This is a genomic window from Acinetobacter sp. 479375, from assembly GCF_000581715.1.
Classification (GTDB): domain Bacteria; phylum Pseudomonadota; class Gammaproteobacteria; order Pseudomonadales; family Moraxellaceae; genus Acinetobacter; species Acinetobacter ursingii.
In genome coordinates, this window is sequence record NZ_JEZN01000008.1 from 1 (window position 1) to 19196 (window position 19196).

Consider the following 19196-nt stretch of genomic DNA (forward strand, 5'->3'; position numbering starts at 1 on the left):
ATTCCAGTCGAGGTGAGCCATTTGAAAAAGGCTTTGAATGAAACCTTGTGTTTGGCGTAAAGCCAGTTGGAACAGGTTTCGTATCGTCAGGGCAAATTGAATTGCTATATCAGTGTAGGTAGGTTGACGTCCTTTTTTTCCAGTAGGTGTTGCAGACCATTGCATTTGGGGATCAAACCAAATGGTGAAAGCACCCCGTTGACGTAAAGCCTGATTGTACTCAGACCAGTTCGTTGTTTTGTATCGGCTTTTTGATTCTGTATTCATCTAACATGTATGGGGATGAAATTTATTTATGCAACAAAGCCCAACTTATACGACAGCAAGCAATCCTAATGATAATACGACCAAATTTGGAACATCTAGTTCACAGATTTTATCGGGGTTATTGAATATTAGTGCACCATTATGTACATCTGGCTGTGGAAAAGATCCTTATAATGGATTTACATCAGATCCAAATAGCTCAAAAACGACGGGATTGATTATTCCTTCTCTCAGAGCTGATTATAATGTCCCGGCTTCGACAGTTTCTGGTAATCGTATGAAAAGTGTTGTAATACAGGGAGTAGAAACGACCAAGATTCAGGATATGAATTTGACTTATGATAGTGGATCATTGCATGTAAATTTAAATCAATGTGTGGAAGCCGCATTTATTTGTGCTGTGAAGGATACTACTTTTACTATGCAGGCTGTTATAACAGGAGTAAAAGCAAAAATTAACTTTGAAGAAAATATGGGTTATGTTCATAAACTTCCATTGAGTGGCGGTGGATTTTATCTAGGCTTACAAAATCAAGCAATTCATTGGCCTGGAGCGGCAAGTGATGATATTGCATTGCCTGGGTGGTGGATGTCATTTGCAAATCCTGTAGATCTAGGTGTGTTAAATACGCCAGAAGGATATACTGTAGATTTTAGTTCAGCTTATCCACAGATTGCGAATGCACTTAGTGTTGCACTTTCCCAAAATCCTACCAGTATTAGTGGTAACGAATCTTTGGAAGCCTTGTTTACAGGTGGTATTAAAAAGGATATGGGAACGATTAATTTGAGTGGTCAACCACCTGCTTTAATTAATTTAACAAGTGTGCCCTTATCTAATGCTGCACAAGGTGTTGTACCAAATTGTTATGGCGGTTTAAAATTTTGTTAAAATACCTTTAGTCGGATAGAGTCTTACATATACCTTAATTACTGTAATATGTACAAGAAGTAATCAGATCGGCATTTGTCTTAAGGAATAGGACAATGGAAAAAAATAAAATACTAGGATGTATAAGTCTTATTTGCTTTGCACCTTTGACTTTTGCAATGCAGCCACTAGACGACCAAAGTCTGTCAGCTACTACAGGGCAGGATGGTATTAATATTGGTGTAGGTATTAATAAAGTACAATTTAATCAAGTTTTTTTGATTGATACAAATGGTTATGGTGCACAGGCAACTTCATACGCAAACAGGGCAAGTTTAGTTGTGGCAAGTAGAAATGCAAGCCCAACAATGCTTACTTTTAATGGTGCAAATAATACTCCAAGTTTAAATATCGTCGCTGATACAGATGGTGGCATCAATAATAAAGCATTTGCAAATTTGGCGGTTTCATTTGCCAATCAAATCACTGGTCTTACTATTTCACCTTTTTCGATTTACTTGGCAGGAACTAATTCAACTTCTAACTCAACGGGTTCCAAATCCATATTCACAGGAACGAATTTAAATAGTGATGTCAAAGAACTCCTACGTGTTGGCAGTAATATCGATGTAAATTTTGTGTCTGGTAATGCACCAAAAATGAATATCCAACTTGGCAATGCTCCGCAGGGGCATATGATCCAGTTTGGAGGCGCGATTAGTTCGATTTGTAGTGCTGGGTGTCCAATTACATTAGTATCAAATTATACGGATACACAGACTCCTGAGAACTCTTATTCTACAGGGATTACGTTTAATTTAAGTCTAAAAGCGACAGATACGACCAATGGCTTTTCTCTAAATAACTTCTATTCTGGTGTGGAGACTGGCGGTTTTGTATTTGGAAATACCGGTGATTCAAGCAAATTGGATGCTGGTTTAAGTAATGTCACTCTAGGCACGACTGGGCAAAGTAATGCTACGGTTTTCAATGGGGTACAAAATGGCCCAATTGGTAATATAGGGGCAGTCGGTGCATCTGTTAAAGATCTAAAAGTAAAAATCAGTGGTATGTAATAAAAAAATAAATGGTGCGCTCGGCGGGATGCGAGTTAATAATTTAACTATTTGAATTATTTTATAAATATTTATATAGTAAACGTTTTTTTACCGTAAAAATAAAAGATTTGAATACCTATCAGCCATTGGTTGATGATGTAGCGGTTTTAGATAAGCTTAAGTCTGGTTTAGGATTGAAACACAGCATTTCATTTTAACAGAATTATCCAGATGTAGCGTGGAAGCTTATTAGATTGCATCCAATTGAGTGAGCAGCCAAAGTTCATGCGGTGGACTGTCATCACTCTTCTAGACAAATATTATCTATCTTTAGATTGCACCCAAAAGCCCAGCATGGGCAAAGATGGGAATTTGTAATCCGTGAATACCCAAACCTTTTGGTTGAGCGACTACACGATACACTTCTTGATCTGAATATATTTGCTTTGTCCAGAAAAATGCTTGATCTGTTTCAAGTAAATGCCGATTCATAGGACAACGTGCTAGATAGATTTCTGGGCTAACTTCACTGCCATCACCAAACCAGTCGCCTTCAAGCCATAACATTTGACCAATTGCACCTTCACCTTTAGGCGGAACAGTGTAAAGGATAAAATGGTCATAACCAAAAGTGTCGCAAAAGCACGAACATGCTGAAAAAGTTCATTCATGTCCGTACTATGCTGAATAGTAAGAACAACATCAGGGACTTGACTCAATACAGATTCTGACATCATTCATTTGCTACTTCTGCTAACAATGTTTCCGCCGCTAATTTGCCTAAAGCATTGGCAGCAAAAGGGCTGGCACCAGTAATTAATTTACGGTCCTTATAGGTCGATTGGTCTGGCTCGGTATTGGCAATCTTAACCCCAAGCGCTTTGAGCTTTTCACCAAAATACCAAGTCAGATGTCCGGGCATATAACCTAGCTCTGGAGTAATTCGATCAATCGCATCTGGGAATGCAGTAATGGTATATCCTGCAAAGGGAAAGTCATGACTTCCATCTTTAGGAGCACATGCCAGTAAGGCAGCAGGGCCATGACAGATTGAAATAATATGACGATCATGATCTAAAGCCCAGCGCAGTGTTTGGTTCACATCCTCACTAAATGGAATTCCCGCAAGAGGGGCATGTCCACCGGGAATAAAAACCGCAGCGTAATCATTTTCAGCACCCAATTTTTCTACAAGATCTGCAAGTTTTAATGGCTGTTGAAACTGCTCCAGATATTTTTTGTGTAAACCAGTAATGGCTTCATCTTCCTTTGGCATAGCCCAAAATTCAAATTTCACCGCATTACCTGAAAGGGTTGCGATGTCAAATTCGAAACCAGCTTGATGTAAATGATACATAGGTAACAATGTTTCAACAGGATGATTGCCTGTAGAGAAATAAGTACCATTCTCTAATTTTAAATAACGTTCATCACTACCAATCACGAGAATACGGCGTTTGCCTTGATAAGGTTGAGGATAATCAGCACCCTCTAAATTGCTTTTAGCACTCGTAAATTGTGACAGTGAATATTTCGATGGAAAAAAAGCATTGAATTCTGCTTCATCTACTTGTGGTTGTTTACTTAATTCTGTGGTCATTGAAATGACTCCTTCATTCTGATGAAAAAAGAATAGGCTGTTTTTAGAGCATAAAGAATGAGGGATTTCCCTCAATTTGAATGTAGTTTTTTTATTGACGATTGTTGCTAATGTAAGAGTAAGGACAGCACCTATAACTCAATTATTTACAATGAATCGTAGTCGGTAAAAATATGATTTTTATGGTATTCATGATTGTTACCTATTAATCAGGCTATCTTGTTTCAGTCCCTTATTGAGTTTGTGATAACAAACACTATCGTTAAATTGCTATTGAGTATTTTAACTTTATGAAATTAAGCATAGTGCACAGGGACATGACGTTTAAGGAAGTCAATCTGGTCTTTGACCACATGTTCAAAGGCGTCCCCAGTATAAATTTCAAAATGTCCGTATGAATAAGTTTTAATTTCTTTTTGTGGTGTCCGATTAGCATGACGGAGTGTGGTTTTTGCAGGTGCTACCGTATCATTTTCACAAATACAAAATAGAACAGGCGCTTTAATTTTGGAGGTCTTCCGTCCTGGATAATAGCGGATAATATCAAGTGCAAAACGCGCAGCAACATAGTTTTTATAGTCAGGGATATCTTGTGTCAAAGATAAAATACCGGCATAAGCATCAGGTGCTGTCATTAATGCTGTTTCATTGGGATGGCCTGCTAACTTCACCATCACTGTCTTTTGACCCAATGTTGCTCCAATTCGGTCACGTATCGCCAAAGCGGTCAGTTTGCTAGACGTGATAGGATTCACGGCCATGCTAGAGGCAAGACCATCAGTAAATGGGCATTGGGAAATGACTGCACAAATATTGGCATCTTGTGCTGCTGTAGCCAATACATGCCCGCCAGAAAATGAACTACCCCAGCGGACAATATGGCTGGCATCAATATTGGGTAGACTGCGTGCATAACGAATCGCGGCTTTCCAGTCTTCGAGTTGACATTGAATATCAAGTAACTGCCTTGGCTTTCCATCACTATCGCCAAAGTAACGATAGTCAAAAACCAGACAGGCGTAACCTTCTTTGACAAATCTTTCAGCAAAAGCAGTTAAACGCATTTTTCTTGTTCCACCCAATCCATGTGCCATGACAATAATCGGGCTGGCGGTAGACTGATCAGGACGGTATAAATAAGCGCGACATTTCAAATCGCCAGACTGGAACTCAATATCGGCAGGTTGTTGTGAGTCATTTAAATTTTTTTGCACCATCATCTCCATTGAAAATTGCTTTTATATCTGGAGTGGAATCATAAGCAATTCACTTGATCCAAACCGTGATCAATAACCCGATATTTGGGGTAATCTTCATCAATTTCTGAACTTAAATTTAGTCTAATCAGTTTAGAAAGTTGGGCAATCAATTTTAAAAAAATCAGATAAACAACAGGTCATATAGGTTCGTGAACATCTCATCTTTAGCTTCAAGACGTCTATAAAATACCAAACTGGGAATGACTCCATTGTGGTTGATAAATGATTTGTTTGATAATCTATCAGCCTTACTAAAAAAGTTACAAAAAAATAGAAATATTCTAGAAATTTTTATGCAGATAAAAATGGAAAATTTTGAGCTCTATTTATTAAATAGAATAATTCAAGAATATGTTTTTTAATAATATTTTTAAGTGAAAAACTTTCATGAACTTTTTGCGCAAGATATTTAGAACTATTAAATATAATTTTGGTTACAAATGATGTATTTTATTTTTATTCGGAATATCATATTTAATAATGATAAAAGCTAAATTTAGAAAATTAAGAACACTTGATTTATATATTTCTAATCTAAAACATAAAGTTTAGATTTTCATACAAGGAAAATCGATTAATCATCTAGGAGTAACCAAAATGATAAGAAAAGTTTTGCTTATGATGCTTGTGCTTAATTTAATTGCGTGTTCATCCTACCACAGTGTAAATATCCGCAAAGATCCAAATACGAACCAGATGCTGACTCGTTGGGAGACTACTCCACCCTTAAAAAAAGGTGATCATTTGCAATACACTTTAAAAAATGGTTCTAAAGGTAAAATAGATTTTAAAGAGATAAGTAACGGTAATCTGAATGGGTTGAATGGTAGTAGCTTACCACTTGATCAAATTGCGTCCCTAGAGCGTAAAGAGGTTTCTAAAGGAAAAACAGCAGCAGCCGTTGGTGCTGGGGTTGGTGTAACTGCTATCATCATTACTATAGTGATTGCCGTTGGAATTGGCTCATTATTAGTCGCTGCTGCTTAATTCAGATGATTAAGCTTTATACTCGCTTTATATTATTTAATATCATATATAGTTATTTGCAGAACAAAGATACATCTTGGAAGTGCTTTGTATAAATAAAAATGGAGCTTTTGGGTTCCATTTTTAATGCCATATGAGATATCAGGAATATTTGAGTTCAAACGTGAGAACCCTCATCGCCCTGCACAGATAACCATGGCTTACACTTGAGGCAACTCCAAGGTAAATCAACTGAATTTCCAGATCGATGCTGGTCCCTAATACCATGATAAATGTAACTTGCGTCCAAGATAATGCTGTGGCATAGATATGTGCAGAGTTAGAATAACGAACAGGCATTTAAGGTTAAAGAAAAAGGGACATTGAGTACCACAATCCGTCAAGGTTATGTCAGAAACATGAGCCACGAAGCTATCGCCAGCAACATTGATGGTAAAAATGTCATACTTGATGCCAATAATATTAACACCCGTGGTAGCAACATTGTCTCGGATGAGCTGACCCAGATTCAAGCCAAACAAAACGCCAGCATTACGGGTGCACAAAACCAAGACCTAAACTACTCGGAATCAATTGTTAAAAAATCAGGATTGATGTCGAGTGGAGGTATCGGCTTTAGCATTGGTAAAAAGAGTGAGTTGACGTAACAGCAAAATACACAAAAAACCGATACAGGTTCAATGGTTCGAAGTTTAAATAGCAATACCAACATTATTGCTGGAAAAAAACTGCAAACAAACTGGCAGTATGGTTTCTTCGCAAAAAGGCCATGTAAATATATTGGTACAGTAAGCCAATATAGAAGCACCCAAAGAACAAAGTACCAGTGATTATAAACACGAAATGCAACAAAAGGGCCTAACCCTTGCGGTGAATGTTCCTGTGGTGACAGTCGTACAGTCTGTTGTCGACTCAGCCAAGCAAGTAGGGCAAAGTAAAAATGATCGCGTAAATGCCATGACAGCGGCGAATGCAGGATTTATAGAGTCACCATCCTGACAATTATTGCAGGAACAGGAATAGCAACTGGTCTCAATACAGGAAATACAGCAATAGCCATTAATATGGATTCGAATAATTGAGCCATAATAATGGTCCAAATCGTTCAGAAGTTTTGCAAATTCATCAGGATTGGTGATTGCAGCCATGTGCTTGGTTTGAGGTACTTGTTAAACACCTTTTAAATCTTTTGCGTGTCATCACGCTTACATAGCCCTAGTGAAATAGCATAGCGGAAAATTTGACCACATTTAGTTTTTACTTTCTTTGCGGTTTCATATTTGCCTTCTTTTTCATAAACCCGACAAATTTTTAAAATATCGATTGGCTTTAGTTCATGGATAGGAATTTCACCAATATTCTTGAAGATCACTTCAAATAACCGTTGTTGCCCTTTAACTGTAGCTTCAGCAAAATTCTGTTTTGATGCCCATTCTTGAGCTACATTTGAGAAAGTATTTTTATTTGCATTTAAAATCTGATTCTAAACTCTTGGCTTTTCTACCTGAGGATCAATATTTTGGGCTAGTAGTGAGCAAGCTTCATTACGTCGTTGTCTCGCTTCTGCTAAATCGATAATAGGGTAGTTACCAAAGCTTATAGAGTTGCGTTTTTTTGTATAGGGACGAGCATAGCTAAAACGCCAGAATTTTTCTTTATTTTTGGCAATCATTAAAAATAAGCCTTTACCATCTGACAGTTTTTGTATTTTGTTAGGATCAGCTTTAGTCTTTTTAATTTTGGTGTCTGTAAGTGGTACAACAACTTTTTGGTATTTTTGCGGTATCAGTTTTTCGGTAAAATAAGTTCGCCGCATAAATTACCGTAAAGAAACGTATATTTGGCTAGATCAATAGAGACAACTAATTACTTTAAATTTAATTAAAATATTGATTTATAGTGTTTTATTGAATTTAAATATTCTTCTAAACACTAAATTATACAGTAAAATGGTGCGCTCGGCGGGACTCGAACCCACGTCGGTCACTTAGGAGGCAACTGCTCTATCCAGTTAAGCTACAAGCGCGCAATTTTATGATTATAAACAAAAAAGTTATTGTTGAGGCAATAACTTTTTATTTTTATAGGGTTTCTTATTTTGAAATAATTTTACACGGATAATATTCATCTTATGGGAATAATTTAAGATCAAGTATTATACATAATCAAATGATTCAATGACCTTCACAACGATAATAGTAGATGATGAGTTATATGGTGTTTGTTAAAATCAGTTCATATGATTTGAATGAAAAACACTCTACCATTGATCTTGAAATGCCGACTCAAATGGATTGAGGAGCTTGGGAATATCATTATCAACTCAGATGTCTGAAAAATTAAAAGCCAGTTAATTATTTAACTGGCTTTTATTGAAAATTTTCAGCAATTTAGGCTGTGCCGTGCCCACTTTACTTTTACATTTGGCAGAGCTGTAAAGGTTTGCTAATCGGCTTACCTTTAAATAATGCCTGACCAGACTGATACTGAATAGTTTGATTACAAATCCATTCTACCACTTGAGGATAAATCAGATGTTCAAGTTCATGTACACGTTTTGCTAAAGTGTTGGCATTATCATTTTGAGCTACTTTAACTACACCTTGTAATAAGGCAGGGCCGGCATCAAGTTCTGCTGTCACATAATGAACAGTACAGCCATGAAAAACGTCGCCAGTATTAAGCACTCGTTGATGGGTATGCATACCTTTATATAAAGGCAATAGGGAAGGGTGAATATTAATCATTTTCCCTTCCCATGCTTTTACAAATTTTTCACTGAGGATCCGCATAAAACCAGCAAGTATCACAAGGTCGACACCCCACTGTATAAGTTGTTGATGCATAGCATCATCAAACATTTCACGGTGAGGATAAGCTTTATGTTCAATGACTTGCGTTTCGATGTTGGCTTGTTTAGCCCGCTCTAGCGCATAGGCATCTGCTTTATTGGAAATGACACCGACAATTTCACCAGACCAATGTTGCGCGCATTGCGCATCAATCAGGGCTTGTAAGTTGCTGCCATTTCCTGAAACAAGTACCGCAATTTTCATCATGCAAAGATCACACGAATTTTTTCGTCAGCACCTTCTACAGATTCAGCATTATCCTGAATATGACCAATTTTCCATGCTTTTTCACCTTGTGAATTCAGCACTTCAATAGTTTTATCTGCATCAGCCGCATCTACTGCGATGACCATGCCCACGCCACAGTTAAAGGTACGATACATTTCAAACTGTTCTACACCACCTTCGCGTTGAAGTAGTTTGAACAATTCTGGCCATTCCCAAGATGCTTCATCAATTACTGCTTGAGCACCGTTTGGAAGTACGCGTGGTAAATTACCCGGTAAACCGCCACCAGTAATATGTGCCATTGCATGCACATCGACTTGTTTGCACAGTTCAAGCACTGGTTTTACATAAATCCGTGTAGGTTCCATTGCGACATCGGCCAATGAGCGACCGTCAATTTGTTGAGTCAAATCAACATTTTTTACATCAAGAATTTTACGAAGCAGTGAATAGCCGTTTGAATGTGCGCCGCTTGAAGCGATGCCAATCAAAACATCACCTGCTTTTACTTTTGAGCCATCAATAATTTTGCTTTGTTCAACCACACCGACTGCAAAACCAGCCAAGTCGTAATCTTCACCTTCATACATGCCTGGCATTTCAGCAGTTTCTCCGCCTACCAATGCGCAACCTGCAAGCTCACAGCCTTTCCCAATACCTGTCACGACATTAGCTGCAACGTCCACATTTAAATGTCCTGTTGCATAATAATCGAGGAAGAATAAAGGTTCTGCACCACAGACCAATAAATCATTGACACACATGGCAACCAGATCTTGCCCAATAGTGTCGTGACGATTGAGGTTGAGTGCTAAACGTAATTTTGTGCCTACACCATCTGTGCCAGAAACCAAAACAGGCTCTTCATAACCTTTTGGAATTTTACAGAGTGCGCCAAAGCCACCTAGACCGCCCATGACTTCAGGGCGAGTAGTACGTTTAGCTACCGACTTGATACGATCGACCAGTGCGTCGCCCGCTTCAATGTCGACGCCCGCATCTTTATAGCTTAAACCAGTATTTGGGGTAGAAGTTGAGTTGCTCATAGTGAAGTCTCCGCATTGGCGGCAGATTATAACCTGAATATACGAAACTCTTATGTTATTTATGCTGTTAAATGCTATCTTTAATTAAATATTTTTGCCTCTATAACGAATACATTAGAAAAAGGTCAGATTTTATGCAAGATCGTACCCTGCGTCGCATTTTTATTTTGACAGGTATAGCACTTTTAATTTGGGTTCTTTATTTACTTAAACCCGTTGTGATTCCATTTGTGGTCGCATTTTTGGTTGCCTATTTATTTAGTCCACTGGTTGAGAAACTCAGCAAAATCGGACTTCCGCGTTGGGTCTCTATTGGGATTGTATTTATTGGTATTGGCATCTTGTTGGTTTTGGCAATCTGGTATGTCGTTCCTTTAGTTTGGCAACAGTTGATCTATGCCAGAGATAGTATTCCTGCGGGCATTCATTGGATCAATGCGACTTTTCTGCCATGGGTATCACATACCTTTAATGTGGAACGCATGGAAATTGATACCGATCAGATTTCAACAGTGGTCATGGAATATATTCAGACCAATTATAGTGCCGACAGTATTCAAGCGATGGCTTTAAGACTGGCTCAGTCTGGTCTAAGTTTTATCCAAATTGGCGGAACTGTTGTTTTAATCCCTGTAATTGCGTTTTATTTCTTACTCGATTGGAACCGTATGTTGCAAAGCTTACGTCGTCTCATTCCACGTCCTTATGAAGAAAGTACTCTACGCATAGTAGGTGAATGTCATAGTGTGTTAGGTGCATTTGTAAAAGGTCAATTTTTGGTGATGTTGCTGCTAGGTATTGTATATGCTGTAGGACTTCAACTGATTGGTCTTGAAGTTGGACTCATTATCGGGATGGTAGCAGGGTTGGCCAGTATTATCCCGTATTTAGGTTTTGCTGTAGGGATTATTGCTGCGGTTATCGCGACACTGTTTCAGTTTGGTGTGGACTGGACACAGCTTATTTTAGTTGGTGTCGTATTTATGATCGGGCAAGCCGTTGAAGGTTATATCTTACAGCCCTTTCTATTGGGGGATAAAATTGGACTTTCACCTGTGGCGGTTGTGTTTGCTGTTCTGGCAGGCGCCCAACTTGCAGGCTTTTTGGGAATGTTGATCGCGTTGCCTGTAGCTGCTGTTATCGTGGTATTGTTGCGACATGTTCGTGAAGCCTATGAGCATAGTCAGCTATACGGGTCTGATGCCATTGTTGTACAACATGCTGGGGGTGAACATATTAGTGTCGAAACTGAAAGTGTTGATCTTGATATTGAAATCAAAAAGCCGCAAGATACTGATGTCCCAAACAATTCTACACCTAAATAGCCAAGAGGTTGCTCACGAGGTTTATGACATAGTATGCGTCAACTACAGTTGGATATTGAACCTCAACTTGATGCCCGAATCAGTGATTTTTCTGGGCCGGGTTGGGGACATGTTGTTGATGCCGTTCGTCAGTTACATGCAGGATTAGTCAATCGCTTTTATATTTATGGCGGGGCGGGGTCTGGGAAAAAGTCATTTACTTTCCGCAATATGTGATTCCTATCTGGAGATAGGTAAATCTGCAATCAAAGTTTCATTGCTTGAACTTTTAGATGCCCCGATTGAGGCGATTACTTCACTGGAGCGTTATGATCTGGTCGCGTTAGATGACATTGAAGCGATTAGTGGCGTTCCGCATTGGCAACGGGCTGTTTTTCATCTCATTAATTATAATAATGAAGTCGGTGGACAACTGGTATTTTCATCGCGCGTTGCTCCGATTGAACTCAAACTGGAACTTCCTGATTTACAGTCGCGTTTAACACAGGCTGTGAGTGTGAAAGTACCCAATGGCAGCCTGTATGCTGACCGAGAAGCTTTGGTGTTATCCACTGTAGCACGTCGCGGTTTGCATTTTGATCCGCAAATAATTGAATATCTGCTATTGCATGGTCCTCATCAAGCGTCTTTACTATTACAGACATTGGCACAGCTTGAAAAAATGCTCAAAGGTGAAAAAACCAAGCTTTCTAATGCGACTTTGAGGCAAATCTATGCCTTGATAGATGAGTATCGCTAGTCATGTGAAAAATCTTGAGTAATTACTCAAGCTATGCGAAAGTACGCAAATTGAACGAAAAGTTGCTAGGATGTGGCGACTTTACAAAAATAATGAAAATGGAAATGAAGGAGAAAGGTATGCTCAAGCGGGGTATAGGCGTTGGGCTGTTGTTTGTCGCTGGTCATGCATATAGTGCTGGTGAAATTATAGTCAACACAACAGCAGACGAAGTTAAGAACGACAATCTCTGTTCTTTGCGCGAAGCAATTGAGTATATCAATCAGGGAATGCCAGAAGCAGGCTATAATGGATGTGGGGGAAAAGACTCTACGGCTGTTGTATTGTTGGAAAAACAAAAAACCTATGAACTAAATAGCCAGATTAAAATTCAGAAAGCGTTACAGCTTAAAACAACGTATGACACCAGTGTCGGTGAAAACCAATATGGTTTAAATAATGCCACGATTAAAATGGTCGGCAATGACCGTATATTCTATATATATGATGACAATAGTGAAAATGCCCAATATAGCGTTTCATTGATTGAGGTCAATCTGGAAGGCAATCCAAATAGTCCTATTAATAATGGTGGATTAATTTTCAACCATGAGACTTTGGGTTTGCAATACGTCAAATTGATCAATGGACATACCACGGTCAATGGTGGCGCGATTTATAACGAAGGTGTCTCTACTGATAAAAGTGCAGGCTACGTTAGTGCCCAAAATGTTATTTTCCAGAATAATACAGCTTCGCAAGGCGCAGTCATTTATAGTGAATTACCAAGATTTCATCTTTATCAGACCGTTTTGCGTGACAACAAGGCGACAGGTTTAGATCAATCGACATTGTTATATTCTGCTATCGCATTTAATGATGACTCAACCAGTGGTAACGCCAGCTCTCGTTTATATGGTTTAAAGAACAGTACGATTTTTAATAACACAGGCTATATCACCAATGTACGTGATGGCATGATTATTAATAATATCACCATGATTCGAAATAACGCAGGTTTCTACCTTCAAGCACCAAAAGGTGATGCTTATGTGTCAAACAGCATCATTTCTGAAAATGGTTCGAAAAACTGTGTATTTGCAGATGGGGATAAAACCCAATTCATTAACAATCTGACTAAGACTTCTGATTGCGGTAGTGGCAATTCGACTGATCCAAATATCGAGATAGGAAGTAATACCTTATTGGCGGGGGAGTTAGAAGGCAAATGTAATGCTGCTCCAGCAGAAGGTTTACTTTGTCCATATTACTTGCCTGAAAAGCAGTTTTTGGGATTCTTCAAACCCCGTCTCTTGATGTCTTATCAAACTTTAAGTGATTCGCTGATTGTGAATCGAGGTCGTGTCCTCAGTGATGGGACTAATATTACCAGTCTTTCCAGTTGTGAATCGGTCGATCAGCGTGGCAAAACACGTAGCACGAAAGAGCTTTGCGACATTGGGGCGATTGAATTGGTCATTGATGCAGATTCTATTTCACCCGTAGGCCAAGATATTTTGTATGGTGAAACTGCGAAGTTTTCGATTGCGGATCAGTTAGCCGATGGGGAACTACTTCCTGCCAGTGAATGTGAAAGCTTATTGGGCAAACGAGAAGATGGTAAAGCATGGCAGGCAGGTTGTTTGCAAATCGTGCAAACCAACACGCCATCTAAAGGTACATTAACACTCGATCAGGAAGGTAATGTGACTTATGTGCCAAATGGAAATTGGCATGGTTCTGATGAGTTTAAACTTCGCGTTATGACCACGATTACTCGATTCAGTGATTCTATTGGAAATCGTTATATCGATATTCCTGGAAAAATTGTACAGGATCCACCGAATGATTTTGAAAGTAAAAAAGTAAAAACGGGTGGTGGTAGCTTTGGTTATGGAATGTTAATCGCCTTATTGGGACTTGTAGGTTTAAGACGATTTAAAAAGTAGGGATAGGGATATAAGGGATAAGTCATGAAAAATTATAAAAAAGGACTACTGACAGTAATGGTGTTATCTGCCATGTCACTCATGGCCGCAGAAGATAAAACCATTTATGTCAATACTTTTGATGATATTGATGATCAAGGTAGCAGTAAATGTTCACTTCGGATGGCGATGAAAGCGGCTGAACTGAATCGATCTTACGGTGGCTGTGGTGCTGGAAATACTGCAGCTTCTGCCATAGATTACATTCAGCTTGAAGAAGGAAGCTATAAGCTTAATTCGGAGCTGGTTCCAGGATCATCTATTTCATTGATGGGAAAAATTCCTCAAGACTATAGCAAGATCGATGTCATAACAAATGATTATCCTGCTAAAACGGTCTTGAAGTCGATTATCGATGGTCAGGGTAAGAGCCGACTCATTAATACCAGTGGTACAAAAGCTTCTATTACGGTGAGTAATGTCCAGTTGCAAAATGCTAAGAGTGACAGCCGTGGTGGTGCGCTCTATCTAGGTGCTGCGACAACTTTAACAGGTGTTTCGATTTTAAATTCAAGTGCAAATCAGGGCGCTGCGATTTATCTCGAAGGTAATAATTCATCGTTAACTTTAACCAGTGGAATTTATCAGGGTAATAAAACCGTTAAGAAAAACCAAAATGATGTCGACAATATTGGTGATGTACTCGCCATGAGTTGTCTGGATAATTTGTCATACAACAAACGCACGTTGGCGTTTACCAATAACAGTTTTATTCAAAATGGTTCTTCGGATAGTAAAAGTACACTTGAGTTTTGTGGTGAACCGACCACGACTTTAACTGCAAATACCATCGCACAGAATACGGTAAATGCTGATAATGGAAGCATTATCAAATTTACAGGAGATAGCCGCGTAAATACCGATGTAAACAAGTTAAGTACAGCAAGTACTTTGCAAATGGTGAGTAACACGATTATAGAAAATAATGCGTTCAGTACTTTTTTATATGACAAAATTGGTATCAAAGTGTTGTCATTTAATATACTTGCATTTAATAGTAATCGTTCATGTCGTTATTTACTTGGTGAAGCCAAAGACCAAAAAGATACTGGTGTAGGCTTAGTCTATAATGCAGTAAGTTTGGCCGCTGGAAGTCAAAGTCAGTGCGATGTTGCAAGTGAAGTCTTGCCAGAGAAACAGACCAATATCGACATGAGTAACAGCAGTATGTCGAGTGTGTTAAGTAGCTTGCAGATACCTTCTGAATATACCAGCTTCTTACCTCTTTACTTCCCTAAAGATAATTCATCCGATACAGATTTGGTCGATGTCAATACCGATGGATGTAGCACCCAAGATCAACGCGGTATTAATCGTATCACTGATGGAACTTTAATCTTAAATCCAGCAGGGCGAAATAGCTGTGATCTTGGTTCAACTGAAATCATGCGCTTAACCGCAGGCGATATTAATGGTATCGTCAATAGTTCGCTTGTTACCTTACTGGATGGCTATCAAACACAATTAGATTTCTTTAAGGCGCAAGTTGCAAACACCAGTACGAATCCTGATTTCTTGCCTTATTACAATAAACGTATTAAAGAGTATGAAGATCTCCTTAGCTATACCAAAGCCAATGAGAAGTATCGGGCTGTCTATGTAGATCCATTTGCATTTAGTCTGCCAGATGAAGTTGTGCTGCCAGATGGTGGTCGTCAAATTCAGCATTTGACGCCAGATACTTATGCGGTTTCTGTAAAAGCCTTGGGTGTTGGCATGATCACAGGAAGTGGTGATAGCACTAAACTTGATGCTCGACCAGATGAAAATTTAAAATGTGAATGGAATCCTGATCTTAAGCGGATCATGGTTTATCGTCTGGATGATGGGATTACTCAAGCAGGTGAATATAACTTCTGTCAGTATACATTAACCCTAAAAAATGCAGATGGTTCACTCAATACATCTAAACAATCATCAGGTTTGATGCAGGTGAACTTTGTCAATATTGCTCCAATTGCCAAAGCCTCTGAATATACGATTCAATACGGAACTGATCAGAAGATCAATGTCAATTTACTGAGCAATGCTTCTGATGATGGTGATGGGGCTGTTTCAGCTTTGGTCAATAAGCCAAACAAACCTGCTTTTTACCACGATGAAAATGGGGTTGAATTACCAATTCGTTTAACCACCGTTCCTTCAGGTATTACCGTTACTCCTGAGCATACTGGGCCATGTCCATATCCTGATCAAAAAGAAACCTGCTATGGCGGTAATCTTGCGATTCAGGTTAAAAATAATTTCAACGTATTTGACTATAAATTTAGTTATCTAATTTACGATGCTGATGGCACAAAGTCATCAGAGGCAACTGTGACCTTAAAAAATACAGCATCTACTACTAATAACCAGAGTAGTAGTGGTGGCGGTAGCCTAGGTATCTTTACAGTATTAGGACTTGTTGGACTGGTACTTTATCGCCGCCGATCATGATTTAGACTTAAAAATAAAAGAGAGGCTCAATTGAACCTCTCTTTTATTTTATTAAGTGCATTGAATTATCAAACTCGATGCACTTAATTTTTTATTTAAAGATCGACTTATTTTTTAGTGTCTAATTGTGGAACAGCTGAACCCTGACCAATTGATAATAAACCTGTATTGGTATAGATCCCAAGTTTTGCACGTGTATCGGTAATATCCAGATTACGCATGGTTAACTGACCAATACGATCCATTGGCGTAAACATGGAATCGCCTTTCTCCATGGTTAAACGCTCTGCTTCATAAGTCAGATTTGGAGATTCAGTATTCATAAGGGTGTAATCGTTACCACGACGAAGTTCAAGCGTCACAGTACCCGTAATCGCTTTTGCAACCCAACGCTGCGCAGTTTCACGTAGCATCAGCGCTTGTGAGTCAAACCAGCGACCTTGATAAAGCAAACGACCTAAACGCAAACCGTTAATGCGGTATTGTTCAATCGTATCTTCATTATGGATGCCAGTAACTAAACGCTCATAAGCGATATGAAGTAATGCCATACCAGGCGCTTCATAAATACCGCGAGATTTCGCTTCGATGATACGGTTTTCAATTTGATCAGACATGCCGAGACCATGACGACCACCGATACGGTTTGCTTCTAAAATAAACTCAACAGGATCTTCGATACGCTGTCCATTCAATGCAACAGGCATACCTTCTTCAAAAGTCACAGAAACCAGTTCAGGCTGAATCTCAACTTCATCTTTCCAGAATGCAACGCCCATGATTGGATCAACAATTTTGATGCCCGCATCCAGATATTCAAGATCTTTGGCTTCGTGCGTTGCACCGAGCATGTTTGAATCTGTTGAATAGGCTTTTTCTTTTGACATTTTATAGTCAAAGCCGTTATCAATCAGGAATTGTGACATTTCGGCACGGCCACCTAACTCATCGATAAACTGTTGGTCTAACCATGGTTTATAGATTTTTAAATTTGGATTGGTAAGAAAGCCATAACGGTAGAAGCGTTCAATATCATTCCCTTTATAAGTCGAGCCATCACCCCAGATATTGACATCATCTTCTTTCATGGCAGTCACCAGCATGGTTCCAGTAACCGCACGACCAAGTGGCGTCGTGTTGAAATAAGGAACACCACCCGTGCTGATATGAAATGCGCCGCATTGAATCGCCGCAATCCCTTCTAAAGCCAGTTGTAAACGGCAGTCTACAAGACGGGCTTTGACTGCGCCATACTGTTCTGCTTTTTTTGGAATGGCATCGTAGTCATCTTCATCGGGCTGACCGAGATTTGCAGTATATGCATAAGGTTCTGCGCCTTTTTGTTTCATCCACAATAAAGCTGCTGAAGTATCCAGACCACCAGAGAAGGCAATACCCACTTTTTTGCCTACTGGTACATGCTGCAAAATGGTTGCGTTATCAGTCATTGCTAATCCTAACTAACATTTGTAAAAAGACCTAAACCGATGGTCTTGAGAATTCAGAGTGGCAGATATTGTAGCACTTTTTTCATTTTATTTTTTCTGATCGTTCAATATCCACTCCGAAAAATACAAAATCCATATCGATATTTTTTGATATTCTTAATTTTAGTTTTTAAGCAACTTTAATCTGATTAAAACTCTGCGGATTTTGAAGTGAGTCATTTAATCCAATAAATTGTTTCTCAATCGGGGTGAAGACATGATCACTTCGGGTGATTAGATACAAGCCAATATCTCGATATTGTTCAGGTATTTCTCGATAATATTGAATCTTAAATTTTTCAATCAAGGATTTGGCTAGCATAGAGATACCCATTCCCAGTTGAGTGAAATGGATCAACGCCTCATGATCATAAATATGGGTAAATTCACCTTTGTTTAAACCATAATCTGCATAAATTTTATCGAGGGTTGTGGCATAACAACATTCTTCAGAAGCCAGCAAAATATTTTGATGATTTAAGCAGTCTTCCAGACGTTCATGATTAATAATATTTTTTCCAATAATGACCAGTTGATCTTCAGCTTTTTGAATATACTGAATATTTTTTTGTTTAGGGTGACCTAAAACATAAGCAATATCGAGGTTTCCCGCTAATATTTCATCTTCAATATAACCTGTTGAGCCTGTTTTCATGGTAATCGATAGGTCAGGATAAGCCTGATAAAGTTGGCTAAACGCTGGATAAAAACGCATTCCCCCTAAACTGGTATTGGTGCCAAAGCGTAGGTTATTATCTTGTTGATAGATTTTGTGTTCTGTTTCTTCCCATGTAAAAATCATTTTTTTGTATTGACTATAAAGATGTAATCCAGATTCAGTTAACTCAACGCCTTTGGGCTTGCGAATAAAAAGTTGACGTTTGTAATGGTTTTCAATTTTCTTGATTTTGGCGGTCATGTTGGATTGTAAATAATTAAGCTTATGCGCCGCTGCGGTAATGCTTTTTAATTCGGCAACCGTAACAAATGACCGGATATCGCTAATGTCAATATTCATAGAGATGCCTCAATCTGTGCAAAATAGCCAATTTAATCAGATCAATCAGACTCTTT

The 19196-nt window shown here is 38.7% G+C and carries 13 protein-coding genes, 1 tRNA gene and 4 pseudogenes; 8 read left to right on the forward strand and 10 right to left on the reverse strand.

Annotation, left to right across the window (positions count from 1 at the left end):
• On the reverse strand, positions 1–267 hold a 267-nt coding region (locus tag J500_RS08490), incomplete at its 3' end, for an IS5/IS1182 family transposase (RefSeq protein ID WP_034699148.1).
• Between the two features lie 28 nt (positions 268–295).
• Between J500_RS08490 and J500_RS08495 the strand changes: the two genes are divergently transcribed.
• The gene (locus J500_RS08495; RefSeq protein WP_228130673.1) at positions 296–1159 is read left to right on the forward strand and encodes a hypothetical protein; all 864 of its coding nucleotides are present in this window, start codon (positions 296–298) and stop codon (positions 1157–1159) included.
• A 95-nt stretch (positions 1160–1254) separates the two neighbouring features.
• Positions 1255–2214, forward strand: a complete 960-nt coding sequence (locus J500_RS08500; RefSeq protein WP_004998971.1) for a DUF6160 family protein — start codon at positions 1255–1257, stop codon at positions 2212–2214.
• Between the two features lie 312 nt (positions 2215–2526).
• Here J500_RS08500 and J500_RS08505 read toward each other — a convergent pair.
• The 3 genes and pseudogenes from J500_RS08505 to J500_RS08515 form a co-directional block, all read right to left on the reverse strand.
• A pseudogene (locus J500_RS08505) lies at positions 2527–2844 on the reverse strand (autoinducer binding domain-containing protein); the annotation flags it as partial.
• Positions 2845–2929: 85 nt separating this feature from the next.
• Positions 2930–3796, reverse strand: a complete 867-nt coding sequence (gene hchA / locus J500_RS08510; protein WP_004998968.1) for a glyoxalase III HchA — start codon at positions 3794–3796, stop codon at positions 2930–2932.
• A 296-nt stretch (positions 3797–4092) separates the two neighbouring features.
• A complete protein-coding gene (locus tag J500_RS08515) occupies positions 4093–5010 on the reverse strand; it encodes an alpha/beta hydrolase (protein WP_004998962.1) in 918 nt (305 codons plus the stop codon).
• 642 nt (positions 5011–5652) lie between these two features.
• Between J500_RS08515 and J500_RS17605 the strand changes: the two genes are divergently transcribed.
• Together J500_RS17605 and J500_RS17100 are read left to right on the forward strand one after the other, a co-directional pair.
• A complete protein-coding gene (locus J500_RS17605; RefSeq protein WP_004998953.1) occupies positions 5653–6042 on the forward strand; it encodes a hypothetical protein in 390 nt (129 codons plus the stop codon).
• Positions 6043–6392: 350 nt separating this feature from the next.
• Positions 6393–7023: pseudogene (locus tag J500_RS17100) on the forward strand (hypothetical protein); the annotation flags it as partial.
• A 92-nt stretch (positions 7024–7115) separates the two neighbouring features.
• Here the strand turns inward: J500_RS17100 and J500_RS08530 are convergent.
• The 4 genes and pseudogenes from J500_RS08530 to purM form a co-directional block, all read right to left on the reverse strand.
• A pseudogene (locus tag J500_RS08530) lies at positions 7116–7858 on the reverse strand (tyrosine-type recombinase/integrase); the annotation flags it as partial.
• 134 nt (positions 7859–7992) lie between these two features.
• Positions 7993–8068: transfer RNA gene (locus J500_RS08535), tRNA-Arg, on the reverse strand.
• Between the two features lie 391 nt (positions 8069–8459).
• Positions 8460–9101, reverse strand: a complete 642-nt coding sequence (gene purN / locus J500_RS08540) for a phosphoribosylglycinamide formyltransferase (protein ID WP_004998949.1) — start codon at positions 9099–9101, stop codon at positions 8460–8462.
• Positions 9098–10168, reverse strand: coding sequence for a phosphoribosylformylglycinamidine cyclo-ligase (gene purM / locus J500_RS08545; protein WP_004998948.1), 1071 nt, complete (start codon positions 10166–10168; stop codon positions 9098–9100). The genes purN and purM overlap by 4 nt, the downstream gene beginning before the upstream one ends.
• A 134-nt stretch (positions 10169–10302) precedes the next feature.
• Here purM and cxpE point away from each other — a divergent pair, with 134 nt between their 5' ends.
• From cxpE to J500_RS08565, 4 genes and pseudogenes are all read left to right on the forward strand, one after another.
• Complete coding sequence (gene cxpE, locus J500_RS08550; protein WP_004998947.1) at positions 10303–11493, forward strand: chloramphenicol efflux transporter CxpE; 1191 nt, start codon at positions 10303–10305, stop codon at positions 11491–11493.
• 33 nt (positions 11494–11526) lie between these two features.
• Positions 11527–12232: pseudogene (gene hda, locus J500_RS08555) on the forward strand (DnaA regulatory inactivator Hda).
• Between the two features lie 119 nt (positions 12233–12351).
• Positions 12352–14160 (forward strand): rhombotarget A, encoded by a 1809-nt coding sequence (rbtA, locus tag J500_RS08560; protein WP_004998946.1) that lies wholly within the window; start codon positions 12352–12354, stop codon positions 14158–14160.
• 24 nt (positions 14161–14184) lie between these two features.
• Entirely contained in the window at positions 14185–16635 is a 2451-nt protein-coding gene (locus J500_RS08565) for a CSLREA domain-containing protein (RefSeq protein WP_004998945.1), read from the forward strand.
• Between the two features lie 107 nt (positions 16636–16742).
• On the opposite strand, the gene argG is transcribed toward J500_RS08565, so the two are convergent.
• Positions 16743–18083, reverse strand: coding sequence for an argininosuccinate synthase (gene argG / locus J500_RS08570; protein WP_034699154.1), 1341 nt, complete (start codon positions 18081–18083; stop codon positions 16743–16745).
• A 169-nt stretch (positions 18084–18252) separates the two neighbouring features.
• Complete coding sequence (locus J500_RS08575; protein ID WP_004998942.1) at positions 18253–19140, reverse strand: LysR family transcriptional regulator; 888 nt, start codon at positions 19138–19140, stop codon at positions 18253–18255.
• Between the last annotated feature and the right edge of the window lie 56 nt (positions 19141–19196).

Excerpts from the sequence above, each read along its gene's own strand:
- J500_RS08495 (WP_228130673.1), top strand. The coding sequence starts at position 296 with ATGCAACAAAGCCCAACTTATACGACAGCAAGCAATCCTAATGATAAT.
- J500_RS08500 (WP_004998971.1), top strand. The coding sequence starts at position 1,255 with ATGGAAAAAAATAAAATACTAGGATGTATAAGTCTTATTTGCTTTGCA.
- hchA (WP_004998968.1), bottom strand. The coding sequence starts at position 3,796 with ATGACCACAGAATTAAGTAAACAACCACAAGTAGATGAAGCAGAATTC.
- J500_RS17605 (WP_004998953.1), top strand. The coding sequence starts at position 5,653 with ATGATAAGAAAAGTTTTGCTTATGATGCTTGTGCTTAATTTAATTGCG.
- purN (WP_004998949.1), bottom strand. The coding sequence starts at position 9,101 with ATGATGAAAATTGCGGTACTTGTTTCAGGAAATGGCAGCAACTTACAA.
- purM (WP_004998948.1), bottom strand. The coding sequence starts at position 10,168 with ATGAGCAACTCAACTTCTACCCCAAATACTGGTTTAAGCTATAAAGAT.
- cxpE (WP_004998947.1), top strand. The coding sequence starts at position 10,303 with ATGCAAGATCGTACCCTGCGTCGCATTTTTATTTTGACAGGTATAGCA.
- rbtA (WP_004998946.1), top strand. The coding sequence starts at position 12,352 with ATGCTCAAGCGGGGTATAGGCGTTGGGCTGTTGTTTGTCGCTGGTCAT.
- J500_RS08565 (WP_004998945.1), top strand. The coding sequence starts at position 14,185 with ATGAAAAATTATAAAAAAGGACTACTGACAGTAATGGTGTTATCTGCC.
- argG (WP_034699154.1), bottom strand. The coding sequence starts at position 18,083 with ATGACTGATAACGCAACCATTTTGCAGCATGTACCAGTAGGCAAAAAA.
- J500_RS08575 (WP_004998942.1), bottom strand. The coding sequence starts at position 19,140 with ATGAATATTGACATTAGCGATATCCGGTCATTTGTTACGGTTGCCGAA.